At 30.2% G+C, this 25,035-nt stretch carries 24 protein-coding genes and 6 tRNA genes; 5 read left to right on the top strand and 25 right to left on the bottom strand.

Going from position 1 to position 25,035, the window contains the following annotated elements:
• The first annotated feature begins 4 nt into the window (after positions 1–4).
• A complete protein-coding gene (locus LJD32_RS10365; RefSeq protein ID WP_032089661.1) occupies positions 5–916 on the top strand; it encodes an SPFH domain-containing protein in 912 nt (303 codons plus the stop codon).
• 71 nt (positions 917–987) lie between these two features.
• Positions 988–2,802 (top strand): asparagine synthase (glutamine-hydrolyzing), encoded by a 1,815-nt coding sequence (gene asnB, locus LJD32_RS10360; protein ID WP_032089660.1) that lies wholly within the window; start codon positions 988–990, stop codon positions 2,800–2,802.
• Here the strand turns inward: asnB and LJD32_RS10355 are convergent.
• From LJD32_RS10355 to LJD32_RS10300, 12 genes are all read right to left on the bottom strand, one after another.
• Positions 2,799–3,173: a hypothetical protein gene (locus tag LJD32_RS10355; RefSeq protein WP_032089659.1), complete on the bottom strand. Its 375-nt coding sequence runs from the start codon at positions 3,171–3,173 to the stop codon at positions 2,799–2,801. The two genes, asnB and LJD32_RS10355, sit on opposite strands and share 4 nt — an antisense overlap.
• Positions 3,174–3,213: 40 nt before the next feature.
• Positions 3,214–3,981, bottom strand: coding sequence for a type I 3-dehydroquinate dehydratase (aroD, locus tag LJD32_RS10350; RefSeq protein ID WP_032089658.1), 768 nt, complete (start codon positions 3,979–3,981; stop codon positions 3,214–3,216).
• A 107-nt stretch (positions 3,982–4,088) separates the two neighbouring features.
• Positions 4,089–4,697 (bottom strand): V-type ATP synthase subunit D, encoded by a 609-nt coding sequence (locus tag LJD32_RS10345; protein ID WP_022002292.1) that lies wholly within the window; start codon positions 4,695–4,697, stop codon positions 4,089–4,091.
• A gap of 2 nt (positions 4,698–4,699) precedes the next feature.
• Entirely contained in the window at positions 4,700–6,142 is a 1,443-nt protein-coding gene (locus LJD32_RS10340; protein ID WP_022002293.1) for a V-type ATP synthase subunit B, read from the bottom strand.
• 12 nt (positions 6,143–6,154) lie between these two features.
• Positions 6,155–7,906 carry a V-type ATP synthase subunit A gene (locus LJD32_RS10335; protein ID WP_032089657.1) on the bottom strand — a complete coding sequence of 584 codons (1,752 nt, stop codon included), beginning with the start codon at positions 7,904–7,906 and terminating at the stop codon, positions 6,155–6,157.
• A gap of 11 nt (positions 7,907–7,917) precedes the next feature.
• Entirely contained in the window at positions 7,918–8,514 is a 597-nt protein-coding gene (locus tag LJD32_RS10330) for a V-type ATP synthase subunit E (protein ID WP_022002295.1), read from the bottom strand.
• Positions 8,515–8,525: 11 nt separating this feature from the next.
• Positions 8,526–8,834 (bottom strand): V-type ATP synthase subunit F, encoded by a 309-nt coding sequence (locus LJD32_RS10325; protein WP_022002296.1) that lies wholly within the window; start codon positions 8,832–8,834, stop codon positions 8,526–8,528.
• A gap of 18 nt (positions 8,835–8,852) precedes the next feature.
• Positions 8,853–9,287 carry an ATP synthase subunit C gene (locus LJD32_RS10320; RefSeq protein WP_022002297.1) on the bottom strand — a complete coding sequence of 145 codons (435 nt, stop codon included), beginning with the start codon at positions 9,285–9,287 and terminating at the stop codon, positions 8,853–8,855.
• A 20-nt stretch (positions 9,288–9,307) separates the two neighbouring features.
• Entirely contained in the window at positions 9,308–11,215 is a 1,908-nt protein-coding gene (locus LJD32_RS10315) for a V-type ATP synthase subunit I (RefSeq protein WP_227392316.1), read from the bottom strand.
• Positions 11,206–12,570, bottom strand: coding sequence for a hypothetical protein (locus LJD32_RS10310; protein ID WP_032089655.1), 1,365 nt, complete (start codon positions 12,568–12,570; stop codon positions 11,206–11,208). The genes LJD32_RS10315 and LJD32_RS10310 overlap by 10 nt, the downstream gene beginning before the upstream one ends.
• Positions 12,571–12,581: 11 nt before the next feature.
• Positions 12,582–13,613, bottom strand: a complete 1,032-nt coding sequence (locus LJD32_RS10305; protein ID WP_048924892.1) for a V0D/AC39 family V-type ATPase subunit — start codon at positions 13,611–13,613, stop codon at positions 12,582–12,584.
• A gap of 11 nt (positions 13,614–13,624) precedes the next feature.
• The gene (locus tag LJD32_RS10300; RefSeq protein WP_022002301.1) at positions 13,625–13,933 is read right to left on the bottom strand and encodes a hypothetical protein; all 309 of its coding nucleotides are present in this window, start codon (positions 13,931–13,933) and stop codon (positions 13,625–13,627) included.
• 419 nt (positions 13,934–14,352) lie between these two features.
• Here LJD32_RS10300 and LJD32_RS10295 point away from each other — a divergent pair, with 419 nt between their 5' ends.
• Positions 14,353–16,095 carry a M24B family metallopeptidase gene (locus tag LJD32_RS10295; RefSeq protein ID WP_227392315.1) on the top strand — a complete coding sequence of 581 codons (1,743 nt, stop codon included), beginning with the start codon at positions 14,353–14,355 and terminating at the stop codon, positions 16,093–16,095.
• Between the two features lie 126 nt (positions 16,096–16,221).
• Positions 16,222–17,328, top strand: coding sequence for a 5-methyltetrahydropteroyltriglutamate--homocysteine S-methyltransferase (locus tag LJD32_RS10290; RefSeq protein ID WP_227392314.1), 1,107 nt, complete (start codon positions 16,222–16,224; stop codon positions 17,326–17,328).
• A gap of 25 nt (positions 17,329–17,353) precedes the next feature.
• On the opposite strand, the gene LJD32_RS10285 is transcribed toward LJD32_RS10290, so the two are convergent.
• From LJD32_RS10285 to LJD32_RS10260, 6 genes are read right to left on the bottom strand one after another with little or no spacing between them, the layout of a single operon-like run.
• Positions 17,354–17,872, bottom strand: a complete 519-nt coding sequence (locus LJD32_RS10285) for an ATP cone domain-containing protein (RefSeq protein WP_022002304.1) — start codon at positions 17,870–17,872, stop codon at positions 17,354–17,356.
• Between the two features lie 50 nt (positions 17,873–17,922).
• Positions 17,923–19,545 carry a B12-binding domain-containing radical SAM protein gene (locus LJD32_RS10280; protein WP_147580724.1) on the bottom strand — a complete coding sequence of 541 codons (1,623 nt, stop codon included), beginning with the start codon at positions 19,543–19,545 and terminating at the stop codon, positions 17,923–17,925.
• Positions 19,546–19,584: 39 nt separating this feature from the next.
• A complete protein-coding gene (locus LJD32_RS10275; protein WP_227392313.1) occupies positions 19,585–20,841 on the bottom strand; it encodes a D-alanyl-D-alanine carboxypeptidase family protein in 1,257 nt (418 codons plus the stop codon).
• Between the two features lie 50 nt (positions 20,842–20,891).
• On the bottom strand, positions 20,892–21,449 hold the full coding sequence (locus LJD32_RS10270; RefSeq protein WP_227392312.1) for a Fe-S-containing hydro-lyase: 558 nt from the start codon (positions 21,447–21,449) through the stop codon (positions 20,892–20,894).
• Positions 21,446–22,291, bottom strand: a complete 846-nt coding sequence (locus LJD32_RS10265) for a fumarate hydratase (RefSeq protein WP_227392311.1) — start codon at positions 22,289–22,291, stop codon at positions 21,446–21,448. Before LJD32_RS10265 ends, LJD32_RS10270 begins: the two co-directional genes overlap by 4 nt.
• A gap of 9 nt (positions 22,292–22,300) precedes the next feature.
• On the bottom strand, positions 22,301–23,119 hold the full coding sequence (locus LJD32_RS10260; protein ID WP_032089648.1) for a MurR/RpiR family transcriptional regulator: 819 nt from the start codon (positions 23,117–23,119) through the stop codon (positions 22,301–22,303).
• 277 nt (positions 23,120–23,396) lie between these two features.
• Here LJD32_RS10260 and mscL point away from each other — a divergent pair, with 277 nt between their 5' ends.
• Positions 23,397–23,840: a large conductance mechanosensitive channel protein MscL gene (gene mscL, locus LJD32_RS10255; RefSeq protein ID WP_227392310.1), complete on the top strand. Its 444-nt coding sequence runs from the start codon at positions 23,397–23,399 to the stop codon at positions 23,838–23,840.
• A gap of 48 nt (positions 23,841–23,888) precedes the next feature.
• On the opposite strand, the gene LJD32_RS10250 is transcribed toward mscL, so the two are convergent.
• The 7 genes from LJD32_RS10250 to LJD32_RS10220 all read right to left on the bottom strand — a co-directional run bounded on the left by LJD32_RS10250 (position 23,889) and on the right by LJD32_RS10220 (position 24,906).
• Complete coding sequence (locus LJD32_RS10250) at positions 23,889–24,326, bottom strand: hypothetical protein (protein WP_227392309.1); 438 nt, start codon at positions 24,324–24,326, stop codon at positions 23,889–23,891.
• Positions 24,327–24,410: 84 nt separating this feature from the next.
• A tRNA-Leu gene (locus LJD32_RS10245) sits at positions 24,411–24,494 on the bottom strand.
• 7 nt (positions 24,495–24,501) lie between these two features.
• A tRNA-Lys gene (locus LJD32_RS10240) sits at positions 24,502–24,577 on the bottom strand.
• 6 nt (positions 24,578–24,583) lie between these two features.
• Positions 24,584–24,659, bottom strand: a tRNA-Thr gene (locus tag LJD32_RS10235).
• An 11-nt stretch (positions 24,660–24,670) separates the two neighbouring features.
• A tRNA-Val gene (locus LJD32_RS10230) sits at positions 24,671–24,746 on the bottom strand.
• Between the two features lie 5 nt (positions 24,747–24,751).
• A tRNA-Glu gene (locus tag LJD32_RS10225) sits at positions 24,752–24,827 on the bottom strand.
• A 3-nt stretch (positions 24,828–24,830) separates the two neighbouring features.
• A tRNA-Asn gene (locus tag LJD32_RS10220) sits at positions 24,831–24,906 on the bottom strand.
• Positions 24,907–25,035 lie beyond the last annotated feature (129 nt).

The raw sequence follows: 25,035 nt of genomic DNA, 5'->3' as shown, positions 1-25,035 counted from the left end.
GAAAATGAGTATTATTGGTTTAATTTTAATTATCATTGTTTTAATTATTATTGTCAGTGTTATTGCATTTGCAATTCGTATTGTTCCTCAATCAAAAGCTTATGTTGTAGAAAGAATCGGTGCTTATAATCGTACTTGTAGTGTTGGACTTCATATTTTAGTTCCATTTTTAGATCGTGTTGCTAATAAGGTTTCTTTAAAGGAACAAGTTGTAGACTTTGCGCCTCAACCTGTTATTACTAAAGATAATGTTACAATGCAAATTGATACAGTTGTTTATTATCAAATTACAGATCCTCGTTTATTCACATATGGTGTCGATCGTCCTATTAATGCCATTGAAAACTTAACAGCAACAACTCTTCGTAATATTATTGGGGATTTGGAATTAGATGAAACTTTAACATCTCGTGATATTATTAACTCACGTATGAGAAGTATCCTTGATGAAGCAACTGATCCTTGGGGAATTAAAGTTCACCGTGTTGAAGTTAAAAATATCATTCCACCTCGTGATATTCAAGAAGCTATGGAAAAACAAATGCGTGCTGAACGTGAAAGACGTGAAGCTATTTTACAAGCTGAAGGTAAGAAAACAGCTGCTATCTTAAATGCTGAAGGGGATAAACAATCAACAATCTTAAGAGCGGAAGCTGAAAAAGAAGCAGCCATCGCTAAAGCTGAAGGTCAAGCAGAAGCATTACGTTTAGTTTACGAAGCACAAGCAAAAGGTATTACTTATATCAACGATGCACATCCAGATCAAGCTTATGTCACTTTACAAGGTTTTAAAGCCTTAGAAAACTTATCTAAAGGTGATGCTACTAAGATTATTATTCCAAGTGAATTACAAGGAATTGCAGGATTAGCAACTACTTTAAAAGAAGTTGTAACTGAAAAGAAAGATAAGGAATAGTTAAAAACAGTCTTCGGACTGTTTTTTCATATTCTTTTTTTTATGTCATATAGTGTATAGGGTGAATAATGATGTGTGGAATTTTATGTTTATATAATCAACAAAGAAATGTCTTAGATGATTGTGGAAAATTTAATAAAATGCTCCATTTATTAGACCATCGCGGTCCTGATGATATGCGAACTTATTTTGATCAACATGTTTTATTAGGTCATTGCCGTCTTTCAATTATTGATTTAAAAGGAGGTATGCAACCTTTAGAATATACTTATCAAGATATTACTTATCGCATTATTTTTAATGGTGAAATTTATAATATGAATGAGTTAAAGAAACATCTTATTGATTTAGGTTTCCATTTTTATAGTCAAAGTGATAGTGAGGTTTTACTTGTCAGTTTTATTGCTTATAAAGAAAAATGTTTAAATATGTTAGATGGTATCTTTTCATTTGTTATATCTTATGAAAATAAAATCTTTGCTTGTCGTGATCATTTAGGTGTAAAGCCTCTCTTTTATTATTTAAAAGATGATGATTTAGTCATTTCAAGTGAAATTAAAGCTATTTTAATGTACATTGGAAAATGTGTTGTTGATAAAACAGGAATTAAAGAATTACTAGGTTTAGGTCCTAGTTTATCACCAGGAAGTACACTTTATAAAGATATTTATAGTTTAAGACCTGCTCATTATTTATGGTTTGATGGTGAGCATTTAATGATTGAAAGATATTGGTCTTTACAAAAAAAAGCACATCTAAAAAGTTATGAAGAAACTGTTCAAGATGTACGCTTCCTTGTAAATAAAAGTATTCAAAGACAATTATTAAGTGATGTACCTATTTCTTGTATGTTATCTGGTGGTTTAGATTCGAGTATTATTACAGCTATAAGCAGTCAATACGTCAATCATATTTCAACCTATAGTATTGATTACTTAGACCAAGATAAATATTTCCAACCCTATGATTATCAACTTACAAAAGATAGTGATTATATTGATTTAATGGTCAATCGTTATCATAGTCACCACAATAATGTCGTTTTATCACAAAAGAATTTAATTATTTTTTTAAAACAAAGTTTAATGGCTAGAGACGCTCCAGGAATGGCTGATATTGATTCTAGTTTTCTATTATTTTGTAAAGAAATTAAAAGAAATCATAAAGTCGTTTTATCTGGTGAATGTGCAGATGAAATTTTTGGAGGGTACCCTTGGTTTTATAAAAAAGAACTTTATAGTCTAGATTCATTTCCATGGATTAGAGATATTGATCAAAGATTAGAACTTCTTAATGAAAATATAAAAAAATTGAACATTAAAGAATATGTTCAAAGTAAATATTATCAATCACTTAATGAAATAGACTACCTCGATCAAAGCTTTTATGATACCAATAAAAGAAAGATGATTTATTTAAACATTGAATGGTTTATGCAAACACTCTTAACACGGAGTGATAGCCAATCTATGTATAACGCTGTAGAGCTTCGTGTACCCTTCGCTTCAAAAGAAATCGTTGAATATATGTATAATGTCCCTTGGACCTATATGTTTAAAGATCAACAAGAAAAAGCTGTTTTACGTGATGCTTTCAAAGACTTCCTTCCTCAAGAAATCTATAATCGTAAGAAAAATCCTTACCCTAAAACTCATTCTCCATTTTTCCTTACTTACATTAAAAATCTTCTCTTAGAAACACTTAACGATAAAAATAACATTCTTTATCAACTTTTTGATATTAAAAAACTTAAACACTTTATTGAAAACAGCGAAAGCATTGAAGTTCCTTGGTTTGGTCAACTCATGATGGGACCACAACTCCTTGCCTATTTTTATCAAATCTATATGTGGGGTAAAATATATCATGTAGAATTAGAGCTTTAATAAAGCTCTAATTCTATTTCTTGACTATTTAAACGAATGTCTTGTAGATATTCGTTTTTTACTCTTATTTGTGTATTATTCACAGATACTTGAGGAATGTCTTTAACCCATTCTTGTAACATTTTAGCATAGTTAAGCTTTAAAAAACCATAACGTATACTTCCTTGACTATCAATAATAATATCTTCATTAACATAGGGTCTTGCATCTATGTGTATTTTAGTTTCAATTCCTTTATAGACTAAAACCATTCTTATTTGAATATACTGATCTATTTTTATTTGGATATCTTTTAGCTTTCCTTTTTCTATAAAGAATCGTTTATAAATGATCCAAACAAGTTTTTCTAAAGTTTTTACATCAATTTTCATAATCTCACCACTTTATTATATGTATAAAAAATCAAGAAGCTTAAGCTTCTTGAATATTTTTATGAATAATATCTAACATTTGATTCAATTCTTGATAATCAATTTGTCCTGGAGCACTTGCTTTTCCTACAGAAGCAAAAGTAATTGCACTACCGAATTGTTCACCTACTAAACGTGAAGTAAGTCCAATAGATGACATTGACATTGTCACAATTGGTTTTTGAGCATATTCATGTTTAGCTTGAACTGTAAATGAAAGTAGATTTAATAAATCTTGATAATCTTCTGGCATAACTGCTACCTTCATAATATCTGCTTCTAAAGAATCCATTGATCTAAATTTTTGCATCAATGAATCAACTTCTGGTGTTCTATCAAAGTTATGACTTGACATCAACATATATTTACCAGCATCATGAATAAGTGTTCTTAATTCAATTGCCATATTTGTTCCTAACGCTAATTCAACATCGTAAATATCAAATGCATTTGCTTCAACTGCTAATTTATAAACATTGAAATAATCTTTAGGATCAATTTCAACTTCTCCACCTTCTGCAGCTGTACGAATTGTTAGAATAACTGGTTTTTGTATTTGTAAGGCAGCAATGTTTAAAAATAAATTTCTTAATGCATCTTCTTGATGAATATTTTCATAAAAATCTATTCTTAATTCGATCATATCTACTTCTAATTCATTAAATTCTTTTAATTTATTTAGAATTGCTTCATCATGGCTTTCTACGATAGGAACACATACTTTAGGTTTTCCCTCTCCAATGATGACTCCTTTAATTTCAATACTCATATTTACACCTTCTTTGATTATTTAATAATTCAACAGCATAATAATATCATATTTTTTTATTAGAGTGTTAATTTTTTTATAATTTGCAAAAAAAGCATTAAAATTAATTAATGCTTTTGATTTTTTATAACTTTTTGTCTTGAAAATTCTTCACGTTCTTTTTCTTCAAGAGATTCACTAATAAATTTAATTGTTTCTTCAAAACGTGGAATTGAAATATTTTTTAAGGCATTCGCACGTTTTTGTGTTTTTCTAATGGTATTTGCTAGACGATAAACTGAGTTTTCAACTTCTGCTAAAACAACAGTCAATTCTTTAACACGATAGAAACATTCATAAGCATAGTCTACTTTTGAATTAGAACGATCCATGTTATAACTACATACCATTGGTTGTTTATGATAAGTAATTTTAGGAATTTCTACACCCATAACACTTCGATAAGCAATACTGATTCCATAATCAATAGGTGTTGCTGTAACTAAGTCACTAATCAACCCTAAAGAGATATTTGCTTCTTGTAAAGCATCGTAAGCATTTTGATAAGCTTCCGTAATTTCATCTCTGACCATTTTAACATCATCTAATAATGACATCATTTCTTTAATAAGAACATTTCTTTTCTTATCTAATAAATCATATCCAAGAACAGCTAATTGTAATTGTTTCTTTGTAGAAATTAAATTTCCTTTTGTTGGAACAACTTTTAAAGCCATAATTAATCACCTGCTTCTTGTAATTCTTTGATGATTGATTTTTCTTTAATATGGAAACGTTTTACAGCACGATCATGATCATAATGTTCATCTAATAATTTGTTATCTAGACGATCAAGTGCTTCTCTTGGTAAAACAGAAACTAAATCCCATCCTAAATCTAATGTTTCTTCAATTGATCTATTGGCATCGAAACCTTGATTTAAGAAATGTTGTTCAAATAGTTTACCAAATGATAAATATTGTTTATCTAATGGAGATAATTCATCTTCACCGATAACTGATGTTAATGATTTAACATCTTGTACGTGAGCGTAACATGCAAATAATTGGTTAGCAATGTCTTGGTGATCGCCACGTGTGTATCCTTCACCGATACCATCTTTCATTAAACGTGAAAGTGATGGTAAAACATCAACTGGTGGATAAATACCTGCTGAGTTTAATTCAGGTGACAAAGTAATTTGTCCTTCAGTGATATATCCAGTTAAGTCAGGAACTGGATGAGTAATATCATTGTTAGGCATTGTTAAAATAGGGATTTGTGTTACAGAACCTTCTGCCCCTTTAATAATACCAGCTCTTTCATATAAAGAAGCTAAGTCAGAATATAAGTAACCTGGATAACCTTTACGTCCAGGAATTTCTCCTTTACTTGAAGAGAATTCACGTAACGCTTCACAATAGGAAGTAATATCTGTATAGATAACTAATACGTGCATATTTTGTTTATAAGCTAAATATTCAGCAGCAGTTAAAGCACAACGTGGAGTTAATGTACGTTCAATGATTGGATCATTTGATAAGTTTAAGAACATAACAACTCTTTCCATAACTCCTGCTTCTTTAAAGCTACGTTTAAAGTAGTTTGCAACGTCATTTGTAACACCCATTGCCGCAAAGACAATGGCGAAACCTTTTCCTGATTCATCTGCAACTTTTGCTTGTTTAACGATTTGTACAGCTAAACGGTCATGTGGTAAACCTGAACCAGAGAAGATTGGTAATTTTTGTCCACGAATTAATGTAGCAAGACAGTCAATTGATGAAATACCTGTATTGATATAGTTACGTGGATAAACACGGCTTACTGGATTTAATGGTAAACCATTGATATCCATCATTTCTTCTGCATAAATTTCACCTAAACCATCGATTGGTCTACCAGCACCATTGAAGACACGTCCTAAAATTTCTTTAGAAACAGGTAATTCCATTGGTCTACCTAATAATTTAGTTTTTGTATTTTCTAGTGATAAGTCATTTGTTCCTTCAAATACTTGAACAACGATTTTTTCACCTTCAATTTGGACAACACGTCCAGAACGTGTTGTACCATTTTTTAATTGAATTTCAACCATTTCGTCGTAAGAGGCACCTTTTACGTGATCTAAAACGACTAATGATCCATTGATTTCATTTAATCCTACATATTGTAGTGCCATTTTTATTTCCTCCTACGCTACAGATTTTAATGCATTATCAATATCTTGATAATAAGTATCTAATTTTTCAATATGATCATTTGGAATATCATATTTCATTTTAATTAATTGTTCAAAAATACCAGTTTCACTAATTGCTCGAACAACTTTACCTTGAGCAACAGCTTCTTGACATTTTTTATTTAAATATAAGATAACATCCATCATCTTTAATTGTTTAGCAAGTGGTACGTATGTATCATCCTTATGGAAGGCATTTTGTTGTAAATAACCAACACGAACCACTTTTGCGATTTCCATCACTAATTTTTGATCTTCTGGTAAAACATCAGGTCCCATTAAGTTAACAATTTCATTTAATCTTGATTCTTCAGCAAGAATGAATGAAAGTTGTTGACGATCACTGACGAAATCAGAACCAACATTTTTGTCATACCATTTTTCAAGATCATAAACATAATCACTATAAGATTGTGTCCAGTTAATTGCGAAATAATGACGAGCATAAGCCAAGGCTTTATCTAAGGCCCAGAAACATCTTACGAAACGTTTTGTATTTTGTGTAACTGGTTCTGAGAAGTCTGCTCCTTGTGGTGATACGGCACCGATGATTGAAACAGAACCTTCTTGTCCATTTAAAGTTTTCATGTATCCAGCACGTTCATAGAATTGTGATAAACGTGATGGTAAGTAAGCTGGGAATCCTTCTTCAGCTGGCATTTCTTCTAGACGACCAGAAATTTCACGTAACGCTTCTGCCCAACGTGAAGTTGAATCGGCCATGATTGCACAGTGATATCCCATATCACGATAATATTCAGCTAAAGTAATTCCTGTATAAATACTTGCTTCACGTGCGGCAACTGGCATGTTTGAAGTATTAGCAATTAAGACAGTTCTATCAGTTAATGGTTTACCACTCTTAGGGTCAATTAACTCACTAAATTCTTCAAGAACTTGTGTCATTTCGTTTCCACGTTCTCCACAACCAACATAAATGATAATGTCGGCATCACACCATTTAGCAATTTGGTGTTGTGTCATTGTTTTACCAGTACCGAAACCACCTGGAATAGCAGCAGTTCCACCTTTAGCGATTGGGAATAATGTATCGATAACACGTTGTCCTGTTACTAAAGGAATAGAAATTGGTAAACGTTCTAGAGTTGGACGTGCTTGTTTAATTGGCCATTTTTGACATAATGTACATTCATGAATTTGACCATGTTCATCTTCAATTTTCATTACGACATCATTGATTTTATATTGACCATTTTCTTTTACTTCAACAACTTTACCACTTAAAAGTGGTGAAAGCATACATCTGTGTTCAATTAAATCTGTTTCAGGACATGTTGCATAGATGTCTCCACCTTTTAAAACATCTCCTACTTTTACTTTCATTGTAACGTCCCATAATTTTTCAACATCAAGTGAATCAACATCGCTTCCGGCTTCAATAAAAGCACCTGATTGTTCAGCGATGGCTTTTAATGGACGTTCAATCCCATCAAAGATATTTCTTAAAATACCAGGACCTAATGTAACACAAATTGGTGATCCTGTAGAAATAACAGGTTCTCCTGGTTTTAAACCAGTTGTTGTTTCATATACTTGGATAGTTGTTAAATCTTTAGAAATTGAGATAACTTCACCCATTAATTTAGCATGACCAACATAAACCATTTCTAACATTGAAAAGTCTTTGGCATTTTTTACTTTAACAACAGGACCATTAATAGAATAAATTACATTTTCACTCATCTTTAATCCCCCTATTTAATCATCAATCCAGAAGTCTTATAGAACCAATCTTTTTGAGCTTCTAAATTTGAGTCTAATGATTCATCTACGACAACATTTGTTGTTTTATTTTCAATAATGAATCCACCTAATTGAATTTGTTGACCTTCTTCAACTTCAATTGGTAAAGCATATGCTTTCTTTAAATCATCAGCATATTTTAAATCTTCTTTTCTTACACATAAAACACAATCAGTCATTTGATATTCATCACTTACTGCTTTTACATGACTTGTAAGATATTCAAGATAATTAGAACTATTTACAAATTCAACAAGTTTATTTTTTACTTCTGTAAAAATTGTATTAACATATTCTTCTCTTTTTTCAACTAATTTTTTTAGTCTTTCTTCTAATTGAGCTGAAGCTTCAATACTTGCTTTAGAAGAAATTTCTGCTAATTCTTTATCTAATTGATGCTTAGCATCAATTTCAGCTTCACCTCTTAATTGGTTATAAGCTTCTTGTTCAATTGCTTTTGCTTCATCTAAAATTTCTTTTTCTTCAGCAGATGAAATTTTTTCAATTTCATCTTTGATATAAAGAAAGACTTGATCTTTTTTTTGCATAGCACTTTCTCCTATAACTTAACTCCAATTGCTTCTGAAACATATCTATCAATCGTTTCACCAATTTTAGAATTTCCATGTCTATCTGGAATTTCTACAAGCAATGGTTTTTGTTGTTTTAATTTTATTTCAGAAATAACATCAGGAGCTAATTCAATTAATTTCGTTGTAATTAAAATCACACCTATGGATCTATCTTTCATTTTTGTTTCCAAAACTTCAAGAAAATCACGTCTTTTATGAACAACTTCTCCTTCAATACCAACAAGTCTTAAACCCATTTCAGTATCGACATTGTCACTTATTAAATAAAATTTCATAAAAAATCACTCTCTAAATTAGATTTTGTTGATAATTAAGATAGAGATTAATAAACCATAGATTGCAACCCCTTCACCTAAGGCAACGAAGATTAATGATTTACCAAAGTTCTTTTCATTTTCAGAGAAAGCTCCGATAGCTGCTGGAGCTGCTGCTGCAACGGCAATACCTGCACCTAAAGCAGAGAAACCAGTTGATAAAGATGCTGCTAAGAATCCTAAACCTTGAGCAATTGTACCAGTGATTGTAGCAACTTCACCTGCTGCAAAGACACTTGAATTTGACATAGCAACTAATAAGCATAAAACAACGGCACCAGCGAAACCACTGATATGAACACCTAATCTTCTTTTAGCGCTTTGAGCTGATACTTTTCCTGTAAATACTTTAATTAATGGTAATGTTAATAAAACTACTGCAACTAATGGTAATAAAATTTCTAATACTGTCATAATAAATTTCCTCCTTGAATTTAATCTTCCTTAATAGTTTTAAATGGAATTCCATTTCCTTCATAATAACGTGAAAACATTTCATAGAATTCAAGACGTAATACTTGAATACCAACAATCAATCCTTCAAGACACATTACAAAAACGTTTCCTAAAATCAAGACGATGATTTCACCAAATCCTCCTACCATTTCAGCAAGAGTATAAACAACAAGCATCATACCAGCATGCGATAAAACGAATCCCCCAACACGCAAGAATGACATTGTGTTTGTAATAAATGATAAGACTACTTCAAATAATTCGAAGAATCCTTCAACAAAGAATGCTCCAAAACCATTTGGGAACATTTCACCATGTTCTTCTAATTTTCTAATTAACGGTTCTTTTAAGAACATTAAGATAAGTGGTAATACAATTAAAATTAAAATATAGAAAATATTTACAAAATGTTGTCCTGTAAGCATTCCAAGTGCTGCAACAATAACAGCAACATAGAATGTAACCCCACATAAACCATTTTGACTTAAAATCGCTTCACCGATATTTTTCTTTTTAAAGTTCAAAACAATATTGAATGTCATTGAAATAAGAATTAAGACAATACCAAGTCCAATGGCAGCCATTAATAATGTCATTGTATTTTCTGGTGACATTGCATTAAAGAATGAGAAACCTTTGAAATAATCAGATAAGATTTCTTCATTTCCAAAGAATGAACCAAAGAATACACCGAAGATTGCACTGGAAATACCTAAACGAACTCCCACGCCACCTAATTTTAAATTAAATTTTTTTTCAGCAACAAGGCCTACTAAAGAAAGAATAATACCTTGTCCTAAGTCACCAAACATAATACCAAATAATAAAGTATATGAAATAGCAACTAATAATGTTGGATCTACATCATTGTAACGAGGTACACCATACATTTCGACGAACATTCTAAATGGTCTTGCAAACCATGAATTTTTAAGTCTTGTTGGTGGTTCTAGACGTACATCTGATGTAGCAGGTAAAACTTCAAGTTTAACACCATCGATACTTTCAAAAGTGTTTTTGAAATTATCTAAATCATTCTTAGGGACAAATCCATGAACATTTAATTTATCACCTAATTTAACAATATATTTTTGCATTGCATAAACTGAATTTAATTTTTTAGCAACACTATAAATACGTGTTAATTCTTCCATATTTTCTGAAATTGTTTTATCAATTCTATTTTGTAAATCTTGGCTGTATTGTTTAGCTGAATCAGATTCATTTTGAATTTCTTTTTCAGCTAATTCACATGAACCATGAACGAATTCAGGAATATGGATTTTTTCAAAATAAAGTGATGTAAAAACATTATCCACTTCAGGAGCATCTGTAGGTGTCGTCATATACATACACCATACATATTTATCATCTCTTTGAAATGCTTTATAAACAAATGGTAATGTTTCATAATACTCTAACTTTCCTTCATTATTGAGAGGAAGTTTACCGAATCTTATTTTTAAATATTGTGTTCCAAATAATTGATCAAAGTCAATATTAGAACCTTCAACATGATTCAAAGTAATGATGGCTTCCTCATTTTCTTCAATCATCTTTGTCAATTCTTTTTTAACAGCATCAATACGGTCAATATCTAAAAATAAATCATCTAAAAATTCTTTAGCTCTAAATACATTAAGTTGCGAATCTGTTTCAACTTCAGGAACTTCAAAATGATATTTTGTTTTCATTTCTTCAATTCTTGATAACAATTCTTCATAAAGATTGTCATTGTTGTAAGCTGAAAGACCAGCAACACTATCCGTAAACTTGCTTGCTAGCTCGGGATGAAAATCATCTCTTTGATAAAGCTCAAGTAACACATCATTACAATTGTCTTTATCAAAATCAAGGCTAACCAAGTTTAATTTCGCTATTGCCATGACAGTCCCCCTTTACTCTTTGTTGATCTTTTTGTCACTTTTTTCACTAAGCTACAAACTAATAATAACGCAATGTTTATAACAAAGAATAATCCAATTTGCATTGCATAGTTTGTACCTACAACAAAGATTGAATTATAAAGTGACATACTATAGAAGACTGTTCCACTTAATAGTCCTCCTATTGTAACAGCAGCTCCTACACGTTGTAGTAACTTACTGATGTTACCTTTAATAATAAATGATAATAGAATAGCTAAAACACCTACTCCTAAATCACCAAGTAAAACAAGTGCTGAAAGCATCATAACCACACCAGCAATCACTGTTGGATCAAATTTTTCACCAGGTTTAAATGTGAATAAGCATTCAAATGGTTGGAAAAATGTGTTGTTTTCAACATAAACAGGACCTTCAATTCCTTGATCTTGATATGTATCAATAGGAAGTTCATGAATAGTAATTCCAGGAACATTTACAATATCTTCTAATTCATTTTTATTAAATGAACTAAATGCATAAACTGCAGCTTTAGTTTTTAAATCAACTACATATTTACCTTTCTTGTATAACTCTTTCAAACGATATGTTTTCCAAAAGTCACCAAGTAATTGTTCTTCATTTTCTTCTTTCACTTTTTCAATACGTTGATCAAGTTCTTGAAGATACGCTTCCATTGTTTTATCTTCTGCTTTTAATTCAGCAACTGCTTCTTCCATTTTACCATGGGCAAATTTTGGAAGTTTTACTTCTTCAAAGTTCATTGAAGAGAAAATGTTATCAATTTCACCAATACTATGTTCAACGCCACCATAAACAATCCAAGCAAATTGATCTGTATGTGATAATTCTTGATAAACAAATGGATAACTGTCAAAATATTTAATTTTTTCAATTTGTGATAATGGTAATTTACCAAATCTTAAAGCAACATATTTTAATTCATGAATATCATCGATAGAAATACGATCACGATTTAAACATGAAATCAATTCAATTGCTTCTTGATTTTCATAATAATCTTTTTTAATTCCTCTTTTAATTTCATTAATATCATCTAACTTTTGATGAATTTCTGAAATATAATCTAAAATTTCACGAACATTTAAAAATGCACTTTGAACGGGTCTATCTACTCTTTCAATATGTAAGACATCCATCACATTATAAAGTTCGTCTAATACTTCGTTATATGGATTTCTATCTTCCATAGAAGTTGCATGATCTAAATTAGAAATCACTTTCTTCGCTTTAACTGGATAAATAGAATCTTGATGATTTTCAAGTTTCATCAAAACTTCCATATAATCATCTCTAGAGAAAACAATGTTATATAAATGTGTATTCTTAATCATTTTTTTCCCTCCTATGCATAGATCAATGTATTTTCAATTTTTGAAACAGGTTGATTATAACGAATACCTTCAACAATATGCTTCAAGTTATCTATTTCAATTCTTTGTAAAATACTATAAGTCATATAAACAAGTGGTGCACTGTTTGAAAAACGCATGTATCTTTTTGCGATATTATATTGAATACTATCTGCATAATATTCGATATAGGCAAATTCTTTATCATCCATATAGAAGTTATATTTAGAAGTTGATAATAAAGATAATACTTCTTTAGGACCGCTTGCACTAATTAAACGATTCATCATATCTTTTGGCAATCTTGAATATTGTAAAAAGAGTGAACTTCTGATTGAATCTTCTGATTCATGGAAATATTGTTTATAACGATAGATTTTTGAAATATTCTTTAATTCAATAGAAGTATAGAGAATATTTAATAAATCTTTTTGAACACTTCCTTTGAAGTGTTTTTTAATTGTTTCAACAATGTTTTCATAATAAAGTGATTGTAAGCACATATGAACTTCTTTAACATCAAATGGGACAGAGAAATCAATTTCTTTAAGAACTTTATAATATCTTGTTTTTGAAAGATATTGTAAAAGATCTTTGAATGATTCAATGTTTACTAATCCATCAATATTAAAACTTGTCTTTTTCGCTAAATAAGTAGGAATTGATAAATTAAAGCTATATTGTTCTTTTGCTTGTAAAGAAACAAGTTTATCCATAATTAAATTAATTTCTACTCCAATAATTTCAAATAGATAAAAATCTTCATCAGACTTAGGTGAATATTTCATCAACTTCGCACAACGATGATAATATTCTTGATTTAAACAATCTTCTATTTGACCACGATGAACATGTCTAATATTAATATCTTTTAAAGCATCTGCATAACTTGTTTGAGATTTTAAATAAGAAACAACTTCTCCAATTGTTTGTTTTCTTGTTAAATCAAGATAAACATTCTTATTTAAACGCCCACCATACATTGCTTTAGCTTTTGCACATAAGGCATTTGAAGATAAAGACATCTTTACACCTTCTATTTAGTACATCTCGTAAAGATTTCATCTACCCATTTATCTTTATTTTGAGTAAATAAATCTTCCATATTTTTCATTGATTTATGAAATTCATTTTCTTGTAATTGTGCTTCTTCTTTATTCTTATTCAATAGATCTTGTTTATGCTTTTCAACTTGATCTTGTTGACTATCAATATACTCACTATAAATTGTAGATTTTTGCGACATCATACTTGATTGAGCTTCTGCTTTTTTCTTTTTCGCAAGTTCTACTTTTTCTACGCATTGGCGATCGAATTCTATCAACTTTTGAATAATATCATCCATCTTATTTTCCCCCTTCTTCTTGTCGAGGATTATTGTACTCTCATTCTTTTAAAATTCAACAGATATAGCTTTCAAAAGCACTTTTTATGATAAATTTATGACGAATTTATAAGAATTTATCAAAAATCCTCTTTAAAGAATATATGTAAAAACAAAAGCACCTCCCCTATTTTTGTGTTGTTCATGTCACTTCCTAGAGATGTGGCGCTTGCAATACATACCTTATTCTTTATTTCGCACGTTATTCTACTCCCACTTTTCAATGTTTGTCAATAGACAAATTTTCACATTTGCATAAATCCGCCAAAGCCTTAGCGTCATGCCACTTTCAGCAAGATTCCTTCCTAATTTTTTATTCATCTCTAAGTCTTTTCATTCTTGAAGGTAAATGTTAAAATGAAAGAACTTAGGAGGTCATTATGATAAATCAAAGAATTACAAAATTAAGACAACTTATGAAAGAAAGAGGAATCGATCTTTATATCATTCCAACCAGCGATTTTCACCAAAGTGAATACGTAGGAAGTTACTTTGAAGCTCGTCATTATATGTCTGGATTTAGCGGTTCAGCTGGAACTCTTATCGTAAGAGAAGATGAAGCTTATTTATGGACAGACGGTCGTTATTTTATTCAAGCAGAAAAAGAACTTGCCGGTAGTTGTATCCAATTAATGAAAATGCGTACACCGGGTGTTCCTACTATTAAAGAATATATTGAAAAATATCCAGAAGCAACCATTGGTTTTGATGGACGCGTGATGCCTTATAATCAATGTCTTTTCACAAATACCATTCAAGCCAATGAAGATCTTGTAGATCTTATTTGGCAAGAGCGTCCTGAACTTTCCCATGAAGAAATTTATTTATATGATACAAAATATTGTGGTGTTTCTAGAAAAGAAAAATTAGAAATCATTAGAGAAAAAATGAAAGATGCGAAATATCATTTAGTGACAACTTTAGATGATATTGCTTGGATCTTTAATATTCGCGGTAATGATGTTTTATGCAACCCTGTTGCTTTAGCTTATGCTTTAATTGAAAAAGAAAAAGCAAATCTTTATTTAAGAAAAGAAGCGGTAAGTCAAGAAGTCATTGATGAATTATTAAAAGACCAAATTGAAGTTAAAGATTATTTTGATATTTATGAAGATATTAAACATATTGAAGGAAAAGTATTATTAGATACTAAATCTGTTAACTATGCTTTAGTAAGTCATATTCGTCAAGAAAATATCATTGATCAAACAAACCCAAGTCAATTACTTAAATCAATTAAAAACGAAACAGAAATCAAAGCAACTAAAGATGCTCATTTACATGATGGTATTGCTGTTACTAAATTTATGTATTGGTTAAAAACAAATATAGGAAAGATGGAAATGGATGAACTTTCTATTTCGAATAAACTTTTAGAATATCGCAAACAACAACCAAATTTCAAAGATATTTCCTTTACAACAATCTGTGCTTATCATGAAAATGCTGCTTTAATGCATTATCATCCAACAGAAAAACAATATTCTAAAGTAGAAGCTTCACATCTATTATTAATTGATAGTGGTGGACAATATCTTACAGGAACAACAGATATCACAAGAACCTTTGTTTTAGGTGAAATGACGCAAGAAGAAAGAAAAGACTTCACAATTGCTTTAAAAGCAATGTTCAGATTACAAAATGCGCATTTTATCCAAGATGTTACAACAGGAGCAAACCTAGACATCCTTGCTCGTGGTGTGATTTATGACTATGATTTAGATTATCGTTGTGGAACAGGGCATGGTGTTGGTCATTTCTTAAATGTTCATGAAGGACCTAATGGACTTCGTCCAAAAAGCTTATATGGTCATGAAGCATGTATCGTTCCAGGCATGATTACAACAGATGAACCAGGTGTTTATGTAGAAGGTAGTCATGGTATTAGACATGAAAACGAACTCTTATGTGTAAAACATACTGAAAATGAATATGGTACTTTCTTAAAATTTGAACCGATCACTTATGTTCCATTTGATATTGAAGGTTTAGATTTAAATTATTTATCAAATCATGAAATTGCTTCTATTAATGAATATCAACAATATGCCTTCGATCATATTAAAGATGCCTTAACTCAAGAAGAAAAAGATTGGTACTTAAATAACTTATTTATTAAATAACAAGAGAAATCTTGTTATTTTTTAAACCTAATATAGTTTTAAGCTATATCAAACAGTGAAAAATATGTATTTTACAATATCACTTATGTTTTTTATACTTTTAGTAACAACAAGGAGGAAGTAAAAATGAACGCACCTTATAAATATGATATTGTTGGAAGTTTTTTAAGAGATAAAGAAATTAAACAAGCAAGAGAAGATTTTTCCTTAGGAAAAATCAATCAAAGTCAATTAGAAGAAATTGAAAATAAATCAATTGAAAATCTTGTTAATGAAGAAAAAGTTGTTGGTTTAAAAGCTGTTACTGATGGTGAATTTCGAAGAGCTTTTTGGCATTTAGATTTTCTATGGGATTTAAAAGGCGTAGAAAAAGTAGCCGTCGAACATTTTTCAATTGCCTTTAAAGGACATCAACCAAAAAGTCAAACTTTAGAAATTGTGGATAAAATCGATTTCCCCGAAGATCATCCATTTTTAAAACATTTTAAATTCATGCAAAGAGTATCTAGAGAAACAGAAGTTAAACAATGTATCCCTTCTCCTTCAATGCTTCATTTAATTTGTTGTATTAGAGAAGAAAATTATCAACCTATTGAAAGATATCAAGATGATGATGTTTTATTAAAAGATATCGCCTATGCTTATCAAAAAGCAATCAAAGCTTTTTATAATGCTGGATGCCGTTATCTTCAATTAGATGATACTTCATGGGGAGAATTTTGTTCAAAAGAAAAAAGAGAAGCTTACAAAGCAAGAGGAATTGATGTAGATGAACTTGCTAAAAAATATGTTGATATGATCAATCTCGCATTAGAAGCTAAACCTGATGATATGGTTATTACAATGCATATTTGTAGAGGTAACTTTAGATCAACATGGTTTACTTCAGGGGGATATGAACCAGTTGCAAAAACTTTATTTGGGAATTGTCATGTTGATGGTTTCTTCTTAGAATATGATAGTGAACGTGCTGGTGGATTTGAACCTCTTCGCTATATTCAAAATCAAAAAGTTGTCTTAGGTCTTGTGACTTCTAAAGATGCTAAACTTGAAAACAAAGATGAAATTATTAAACGTATTCATGAAGCAGAAAAATATGTTCCATTAAATCAATTAGCACTGTCTCCACAATGTGGTTTTGCTTCAACAGAAGAAGGAAACTTACTTACTAAAGAAGAACAATGGAATAAAGTCAAACTTGTTAAAGAAATCGCTGAAGAAGTTTGGCAATAATAAAAGGAACTTTTCGTTCCTTTTATTATTTTATAACTGATTTTAATGTTTCATCTGTCATTGCAAAAGTTTCTGATACTTTTTGATAGATGATTTCTTCATCAATATTCAATTCTTTTAAAAGCTTAAAAACCTTTTTTAAATCCTCTTTTCTTGTTTTATCCATTGCATCATTCATTAAGTTTTCAAAAACATCAAACAAATTAATATCATCACTGGATTCATTTTCAATACTTTCTAACAAAATTGATTTCATATCACGAGAACGACTTCTTTTATCACGATATAAAATATAAGCCTTTGCTACTCTTACATAGCCTTCTTCAATTAAAATTTCTTCAACTGTATCTTGAACAAGTTCTACTGTTGGTAAAGTACTTTCTTTTTCTTCTAATCTTTTTTCTACATCATGAGCAATAGCATATACTTTCTTTAATTCTACTTTATCAAAACATGCACTAAAGGCTTTATAAAGCGCTCCAGCAATCTTGTCTACTTCAAAGTCAACTAAACGCCCATCTCTTTTTCTAATACTTTTAATCATACAAAGCCTCCTATCTATCTATAGTATAATGAAATTTTTATTTAATTTCATTAGATATGATATTTTTCTACATGGACTTGATAATTTTTATAAATTACTAAAATATAATCTTCTTTTAATTTTTCAACAATCCCATATCTAAAGACATCTTCTTGATTTAACTGATACTTTTCTATTAATCGATGTTTGATTTCTTTTTCGTTATCAATTCTTGTCTTCCACCATTTTTTAGGTTTGACTTTAGATAATCTTAAATAGTCTTCTATTAATTCATCTTCATATTGTTCTTTTAAATAAAGATTGATATATTGGAATAATTCATCTAATTGAAAACCAAAGAATTTAAACTGTTGAGCTTGGTAAAATTCACCCAAATCTAAAAAGAAATAAAATGGTGACTTACATTGTCTTAAGACTTTATTCATTGTTATTGGCATTTTCCCTGAATTCCAATATTTTTGTAACATATCTTCAGCTAAATGTATTTTTTCAATATCTTCTTTAGATAAATCATGACTCTCTATTAATTCATAAGGAGCATGTTTTTCATAAATATAACCATATTTATTAGCTTCTTTTCTTAAACTTGTTCCTCTTAAAAGTTTTAAGAACCCTAATTGTAATTCCTTAGGATATAATCTAAAAACATCATCAAATGATTTTGAGAATCTTTGTAAGTTCTCTAGTGGCAATCCTGCAATTAAATCTAAATGAAAATCTATTTTATGATTTTGTTGGAGTTGTCGAATAACATCACATAGACGTTCAAAGTTTTGATATCTTTGAACAACTTTATTTGTTGGTTCATAAGTTGATTGAATACCGATTTCAAATCTAAGTAAACCATCAGGTGCTTCTTCATTAATAAAATCAATAATTCTTTGATCTAAAACATCCCCATTAATTTCAAATTGTAATTGTACTCCTGGATGGCAGTTTTTAAAAACAAAGTCTAATATTTCTAAAGCATGTTCTGTTTTAGCGTTAAACGAGCGATCTAAAAGCTTAATTACTTTGACATCTGTATTTAAGATTGCTTTTAATTGTTGTTTTAAATAATCCATTGAAAAGAATCTTAATCCTTTTTCTAATGAAGATAAACAATATTGACATTGATAAGGACATCCTCTACTTGTTTCAAAATATAAGATCCTATTTTTCATATCTTTCATGTCTCTTTCTAATAAATAAGGAGACTCTAACGTTTCTAAATAACTTAAATCAACTGGTGGAATCAAGCGTGGATCTCGATGTTCTTTCATACTAATACCTTGAAGCTTGACTTCTTCATTATTTTCCAAAGCTGTCAATAATTGATTTAAAGCAACTTCCCCTTCACCTGCCATAATATAGTCAATTTCAAACTCATCTAAAAAATGATCAATTTCATAAGTTACTTCAGGTCCACCAATAATAATCTTTAACTCAGGTTTTCTTTCTTTTAATAAATGACATAATTTTTGAATATGATCTACATTCCAAATATAGACACTTAAACAAAGAATATCTAAATCCATTGATAAAAGATCATCTACGATATGATTTAAATCATCTTTAATGGTATATTCTTTAAAATCAATATCATGATCATCTTTACAAGCTACATAAAGAAGTCTTAACGCTAATGATTTATGGATAAATTTTGAATTTAATGTTGTGATTAATGTTTTCATAATAACTCTATATAAAAATCTAGAGAAAACTCTAGATTTTTAATCTTTCTTAAATTTTGGAATAACGTTTTTATATAAACAATACTCTTCTAACGTCCAGTTTTGATCTTTAATTTCCTTAGCCACTTTTTTACCTACATAACGTAAATGCCATGGTTCATGAGAAATTCCTGTAATACCATCCGTTCCTTCTGTAAAACGAACAATAAATCCATATTTTGCACAGTTTTCAACAACCCATTTATATTCTGTTGTATCCCCAAAGACAAGTCTTTGTTTATCAACGACACTTTGAGAAGTCATATCAATACCAAGTCCTGTTTGATGTTCACTTGCTCCTGGAGTAGCTACATATTCAGCAGCATAAGCACCACCATATTTTTGTTCAGTTTCTTGATAGATTTTTTCTTGTTCTTCATATGAACGATAACCACTATTTAATAATAAATACATACCTTCTTTTTTAGCATCTTTGATCATTTTAACTAAAGCTTCGGCTGCAACTTTTCTAAGTTGTGGATGATCGCATGTTGGCGCTACATATTCACTATCTAATTCTACTAAATCTTTTGGTTCATAATCATTTAAATAGAATCCTTTTTTTACAAGAGTTAAATAATCATCTGGATTAGCAATATTATATTTAGCTTTTGTTTGACCATTACTTGAAACAATAAATGGATAATTAACAATATTAACGGCATAATTATAATCTTTAACAGTATTATATTGTGCTATATAATCATTGATTTTCTTTAAATCATATCCTTTTACTTTTCTAAAAGGAGCTGTTTGACTATTTGTAAGTTTATTGTCTATTAAAAATTGAAGATCACTTTTACCAGCACCATCTTTTAACATTGACCAAATTGTTTTTTCACTATAACCCATTGATTTTAATGAAGGCACTTGATTTTCAAAAATATAATTAACAACATCAACGATATCTTCATAATTCATATCTTTATGTAAAGAATAGAATTGTTCATATTCATCATAAAGAGCTACCTTATTTGAATTATCGACCCATTTTAAAATATGTTTCATCTCATCATGTGATAACAATTCTTTTTCTTCATCATTATCAAATGAGCTCACTAACTCACTTGTTGTTGACCAAGAGTAACCTTTCATCAAAAATTGAATTCTATTAAAATTAAAATAAATAATAATTCCTAAAATAACAACCACTGCTGCAATTACAGCAATCACAATACGTCCTACTTTTAAACGTCTTCTTGAACTACTATAAGAACTGTAATAACTATAATCTGTTTTTTTCTTAAATAATCCCATTTCTTTATTTCACCTCTATTAATGTATCGCTATTATAGAAAATATAGATACTACTTACAATCCTTTTTTAAATAGTTTTTTCTACCAATTTCATATAAATCATTTCCTAAATGATCAATTACTACAACTAATGGCATATTTTTAACTTTTAACTTACGAATTGCTTCCGGTCCTAAATCATCAAAAGCAATCACTTCACATTCTTCTATACATGAAGACATCATCGCTCCAGCACCACCAATAGCACCAAAATAAACGCCATGATAGTCAACAATGGCTTTTTTAACTGCATCATTTCGATACCCTTTACCAATCATCGCATGTAAGCCAAGTTTAATAAGTCTAGGTGAATAAGCATCCATTCTTCCTGAAGTGGTTGGTCCACCACTGCCAAATACTTGACCTGGTTTTGAAGGAGTTGGGCCAACATAAAAAATCGTTTGATCTTGGATATTGAAAGGAAGTTCTTTTCCTTCATCCAATAATTGAATCAATCTTTTATGAGCAGCATCTCTTCCTGTATAAATCGTTCCACTTAAAAAAACTTCATCTCCAGCTTTTAGCTGTTTAATTTTATCAACTGTTAATGGTGTTTCTAAATAAATCATAGTGAAACCTCCTTATGACGTGAAACATGACAACAAATACTAACAGCGACTGGCATCCCTGCAATATGTGTAGGGAAAGTTTCAATATTTAAAGAAAGAGCTGTTGTCTTTCCTCCATAACCAGCAGGACCAATTCCTGTTTCATTGATCATTTGTAATAATTCATCTTCTAAAGAAGCATATCTTTGATCTGGATGATGACTTCCAATTTCACGAATCATGGCCTTTTTAGCAAGCATTGCCACTTTATCAAAAGAACCTCCAATACCTACACCAATAACCATTGGTGGGCAGGCATTTGGTCCTGCATCATTGACAACTTTCATCACAAAATCCTTAATACCTTGAAGTCCATCACTTGGTTTTAACATCTTAATTTGGCTCATATTTTCTGAACCAAATCCTTTAGGCGCTAAAGTAATATGAAAAGTATCCCCCTCAACAATATCATAATAAATAATTGCTGGAGTATTGTCTTTTGTATTAGTGCGTTCAAACAAAGGATCTTTAACAACTGATTTTCTTAAATACCCTTCTGTATATCCTTGTCTTACTCCTTCTTGAATTGCTTCATTTAAACTGCCACCTGTAATATGTACTTCTTGTCCCATTGTCACATAAACAAAAGCCATTCCTGTATCTTGACAAATAGGCATTTGTTTTTCTTGTGCCAACTTTGCATTATCCATTAATACTTGTAATGTTTTTTTGGCAAGTGCACTATCTTCTTCATCATGTTTTTGTGATAATGCTTTTTCAACATCTTGAGGTAAAATAGTTGCTGCTTCTATACACATTTTTTTAATTGCATCTGTAATTGTTGAATATGTTATTTCTCTCATATGTATCTCCTATTCAATAATATTATCTTTTACATCAGGATAATAAATAGAATAATATCTAAGTGACATTAATTCCATTGTTGTAAGTAAATTATGTTTACCTGTTTTTTTATATTTTGAATCACCTATTTCAATAATATAATTTGGTTCAAAACCAAAATCAAAGCTCTTATCATTGGTAATCACAACAACTTTCGCATTTGATTTTTTAATATATGAAATCATCTTTTGACTCCCATTAAAAATATGACCACTTACTGTTAAAATAATAGCTACACTATTTTCATCTAACTCCTTAGCACATTGAAGCTGACTTGTTTGTTCCATATAAGCCATTGTGAACTTCTCTAACATCAATAAATCAGTTTGAAAATGTAAAGCAACTGAATGTGAAAACTGTGTTCCAAAAAAAGCTACGTTATCACTATCATGAATCAGTTTTAAAACCTCATCGATTACATTCCAATCTAAATAAGAAGAAAGTTGACTTAAAGATGTACAAATTTGTTGACTATAATAAGCTGTACTTTCTTCTGGATGATCTTTCATCATATCTAAAGGAACATTAATTAAATTATTAAACTTTCTTGATGTTGAACTAAACCACGCACACTCTTGTTTTAAATGAGCATAATTTTCATAACCAAGTGTTCTACAAAAACGAGAAATGGTTGCTGGAGACACAAAACATTCGCTCGCAAGTTTAGAAATTCCCATATGAGCTACTTCTGAAATATGATGTGCCATATACCAGGCAATGTTATAATTTGTATCTGTTTCATTGGCGCTATCTAAATATATTAATAATCTATAAAATAAATTTTTCATGTCATCCTCCCCTATTCTACAATATTATACACTAAATTCATCTTTATGCTTATATAAATTTGTGATAACAAATCACATATTTTTTTACATTTGTAACTTTTTTTAACTATTTTTTATTTATATATTAAATCTGTAGAAAGAAAATAGATTTTACTATTCATATTCCCTCTATTATCTTTCTATATTATTCTTATCCTCCCAAATAAGAATAACATAAAAGGCATCTTGATGTCTTTTTTTCTTTTTCTTATAATAAAGAAAAAGGAGATCAATAATAATGTTAAAAGAATTCAAAGAATTTGCCTTAAAAGGCAACATGATTGATTTAGCTGTTGGGGTTATTATCGGTGGTGCTTTTAATTCATTAGTCACTTCTCTTGTAGAAAACATCATTATGCCTATTTTAAGTTTAGTTACAGGTAAGATCGATTTTTCTAATCTATTTATTGCTTTAGATGGAAATACATACAAAACATTAGCTGCTGCTCAAGCAGCAGGAGCATCTACTGTTAATTATGGTTTATTTATTACTGGTTTACTTAATTTTCTTATCATGGCTTTTGTTATCTTTATGATTGTTAAAACGATGAACAAATTAAGAACTAAAACAGAAAAACCTGTAGAAGAAAAACCAACAAAGAAGATTTGTCCTTATTGTCAAAGTGAAATCTCTATCAAAGCATCTCGTTGCCCACACTGTACAAGCCAATTAGAAAATTAAAATAGCTTTCTGTAATGTCATTCATTACAAAAAGCTATTTTTTTATTATTATTTAATTTTAGCATTTATCGCAAAATCAAGTTTTGTTTCAATATCATAATTTTCTTCTTTGCCTGCAAATGTCGTGGCTTTTCCATAATAGTGCATGATTGTTTTTCCATTTTTTACAGATAAATCAAGTTGAATATCACTGCTTTGATAAGCTTCTTTTAAAAGTGAACATATTCCTTCATGTTGAAACTGAATTTCCACAATTTGTAATTCTATTTCAGGAGCTATTTCAATACCATGTCGTGTAGTATAAATTATTTGTGGTGCTTCTATTTTTAAATTATTCCCGGCTGTGCTTTCACTTACCTGAATATTGATTTCAGGATGACTAGCACACCATTTATAATAGCCAAAACCACAAAGAGTAATCACTAAAACAAATAAAAGGATATAAAGGTAAATCTTTTTGATTTTAAATGTTACATATTGTTTCATTGTTTCACCTACCTATTTATTTGATTATAGCATAGATGTTCTATATAAAACAAAAAACATCGATTACTCGATGTCTCTTACATTTGGTGCGGGCGACAGGAATCGAACCTGCACGCCGAAGGCGCTAGATCCTAAGTCTAGTGCGTCTGCCAGTTCCGCCACGCCCGCATTGAAATGGTGACCCGCAGGCGACTCGAACGCCTGACCCTCTGATTAAAAGTCAGATGCTCTACCAACTGAGCTAGCGGGTCAAAATATGGTGCCGGCTAAAGGACTTGAACCCTCAACCTACTGATTACAAGTCAGTTGCTCTACCAATTGAGCTAAGCCGGCATTTAAAAAAATGGTGGAGGTTAACGGGCTCGAACCGCTGACCCTCTGCTTGTAAGGCAGATGCTCTCCCAACTGAGCTAAACCTCCAAAAATGGTGACTCGTACGGGATTCGAACCCGTGAATGCATGCGTGAAAGGCATGTGAGTTAACCGTTTCTCCAACGAGCCACATGGCGCTTGAAGTAGGACTCGAACCTACGACCGATCGGTTAACAGCCGATTGCTCTACCAACTGAGCTATTCAAGCAACTTAACAGTGCTCATTTATATTAGCATCCTTTTTCTAATAAATCAACCCTTTTTTATAATTTTTTTAAAAAATCTAAAGTGAAAAGTTAAATTCCACTTTAGATATGACAAAGTGGATTTTAGTCTT

Origin of the sequence: Faecalibacillus sp. TM498 (genome assembly GCF_020589955.1) — a bacterium.
Lineage (GTDB): Bacteria > Bacillota_I > Bacilli_A > Erysipelotrichales > Coprobacillaceae > Faecalibacillus > Faecalibacillus intestinalis.
This window is presented reverse-complemented; position numbering and strand designations above follow the sequence as displayed.

Coding starts and splice junctions, on each gene's coding strand:
- LJD32_RS10365 (WP_032089661.1), top strand. CDS start 5: ATGAGTATTATTGGTTTAATTTTAATTATCATTGTTTTAATTATTATT.
- asnB (WP_032089660.1), top strand. CDS start 988: ATGTGTGGAATTTTATGTTTATATAATCAACAAAGAAATGTCTTAGAT.
- LJD32_RS10355 (WP_032089659.1), bottom strand. CDS start 3,173: ATGAAAATTGATGTAAAAACTTTAGAAAAACTTGTTTGGATCATTTAT.
- aroD (WP_032089658.1), bottom strand. CDS start 3,981: ATGAGTATTGAAATTAAAGGAGTCATCATTGGAGAGGGAAAACCTAAA.
- LJD32_RS10345 (WP_022002292.1), bottom strand. CDS start 4,697: ATGGCTTTAAAAGTTGTTCCAACAAAAGGAAATTTAATTTCTACAAAG.
- LJD32_RS10340 (WP_022002293.1), bottom strand. CDS start 6,142: ATGGCACTACAATATGTAGGATTAAATGAAATCAATGGATCATTAGTC.
- LJD32_RS10335 (WP_032089657.1), bottom strand. CDS start 7,906: ATGAGTGAAAATGTAATTTATTCTATTAATGGTCCTGTTGTTAAAGTA.
- LJD32_RS10330 (WP_022002295.1), bottom strand. CDS start 8,514: ATGCAAAAAAAAGATCAAGTCTTTCTTTATATCAAAGATGAAATTGAA.
- LJD32_RS10325 (WP_022002296.1), bottom strand. CDS start 8,834: ATGAAATTTTATTTAATAAGTGACAATGTCGATACTGAAATGGGTTTA.
- LJD32_RS10320 (WP_022002297.1), bottom strand. CDS start 9,287: ATGACAGTATTAGAAATTTTATTACCATTAGTTGCAGTAGTTTTATTA.
- LJD32_RS10315 (WP_227392316.1), bottom strand. CDS start 11,215: ATGGCAATAGCGAAATTAAACTTGGTTAGCCTTGATTTTGATAAAGAC.
- LJD32_RS10310 (WP_032089655.1), bottom strand. CDS start 12,570: ATGATTAAGAATACACATTTATATAACATTGTTTTCTCTAGAGATGAT.
- LJD32_RS10305 (WP_048924892.1), bottom strand. CDS start 13,613: ATGTCTTTATCTTCAAATGCCTTATGTGCAAAAGCTAAAGCAATGTAT.
- LJD32_RS10300 (WP_022002301.1), bottom strand. CDS start 13,933: ATGGATGATATTATTCAAAAGTTGATAGAATTCGATCGCCAATGCGTA.
- LJD32_RS10295 (WP_227392315.1), top strand. CDS start 14,353: ATGATAAATCAAAGAATTACAAAATTAAGACAACTTATGAAAGAAAGA.
- LJD32_RS10290 (WP_227392314.1), top strand. CDS start 16,222: ATGAACGCACCTTATAAATATGATATTGTTGGAAGTTTTTTAAGAGAT.
- LJD32_RS10285 (WP_022002304.1), bottom strand. CDS start 17,872: ATGATTAAAAGTATTAGAAAAAGAGATGGGCGTTTAGTTGACTTTGAA.
- LJD32_RS10280 (WP_147580724.1), bottom strand. CDS start 19,545: ATGAAAACATTAATCACAACATTAAATTCAAAATTTATCCATAAATCA.
- LJD32_RS10275 (WP_227392313.1), bottom strand. CDS start 20,841: ATGGGATTATTTAAGAAAAAAACAGATTATAGTTATTACAGTTCTTAT.
- LJD32_RS10270 (WP_227392312.1), bottom strand. CDS start 21,449: ATGATTTATTTAGAAACACCATTAACAGTTGATAAAATTAAACAGCTA.
- LJD32_RS10265 (WP_227392311.1), bottom strand. CDS start 22,291: ATGAGAGAAATAACATATTCAACAATTACAGATGCAATTAAAAAAATG.
- LJD32_RS10260 (WP_032089648.1), bottom strand. CDS start 23,119: ATGAAAAATTTATTTTATAGATTATTAATATATTTAGATAGCGCCAAT.
- mscL (WP_227392310.1), top strand. CDS start 23,397: ATGTTAAAAGAATTCAAAGAATTTGCCTTAAAAGGCAACATGATTGAT.
- LJD32_RS10250 (WP_227392309.1), bottom strand. CDS start 24,326: ATGAAACAATATGTAACATTTAAAATCAAAAAGATTTACCTTTATATC.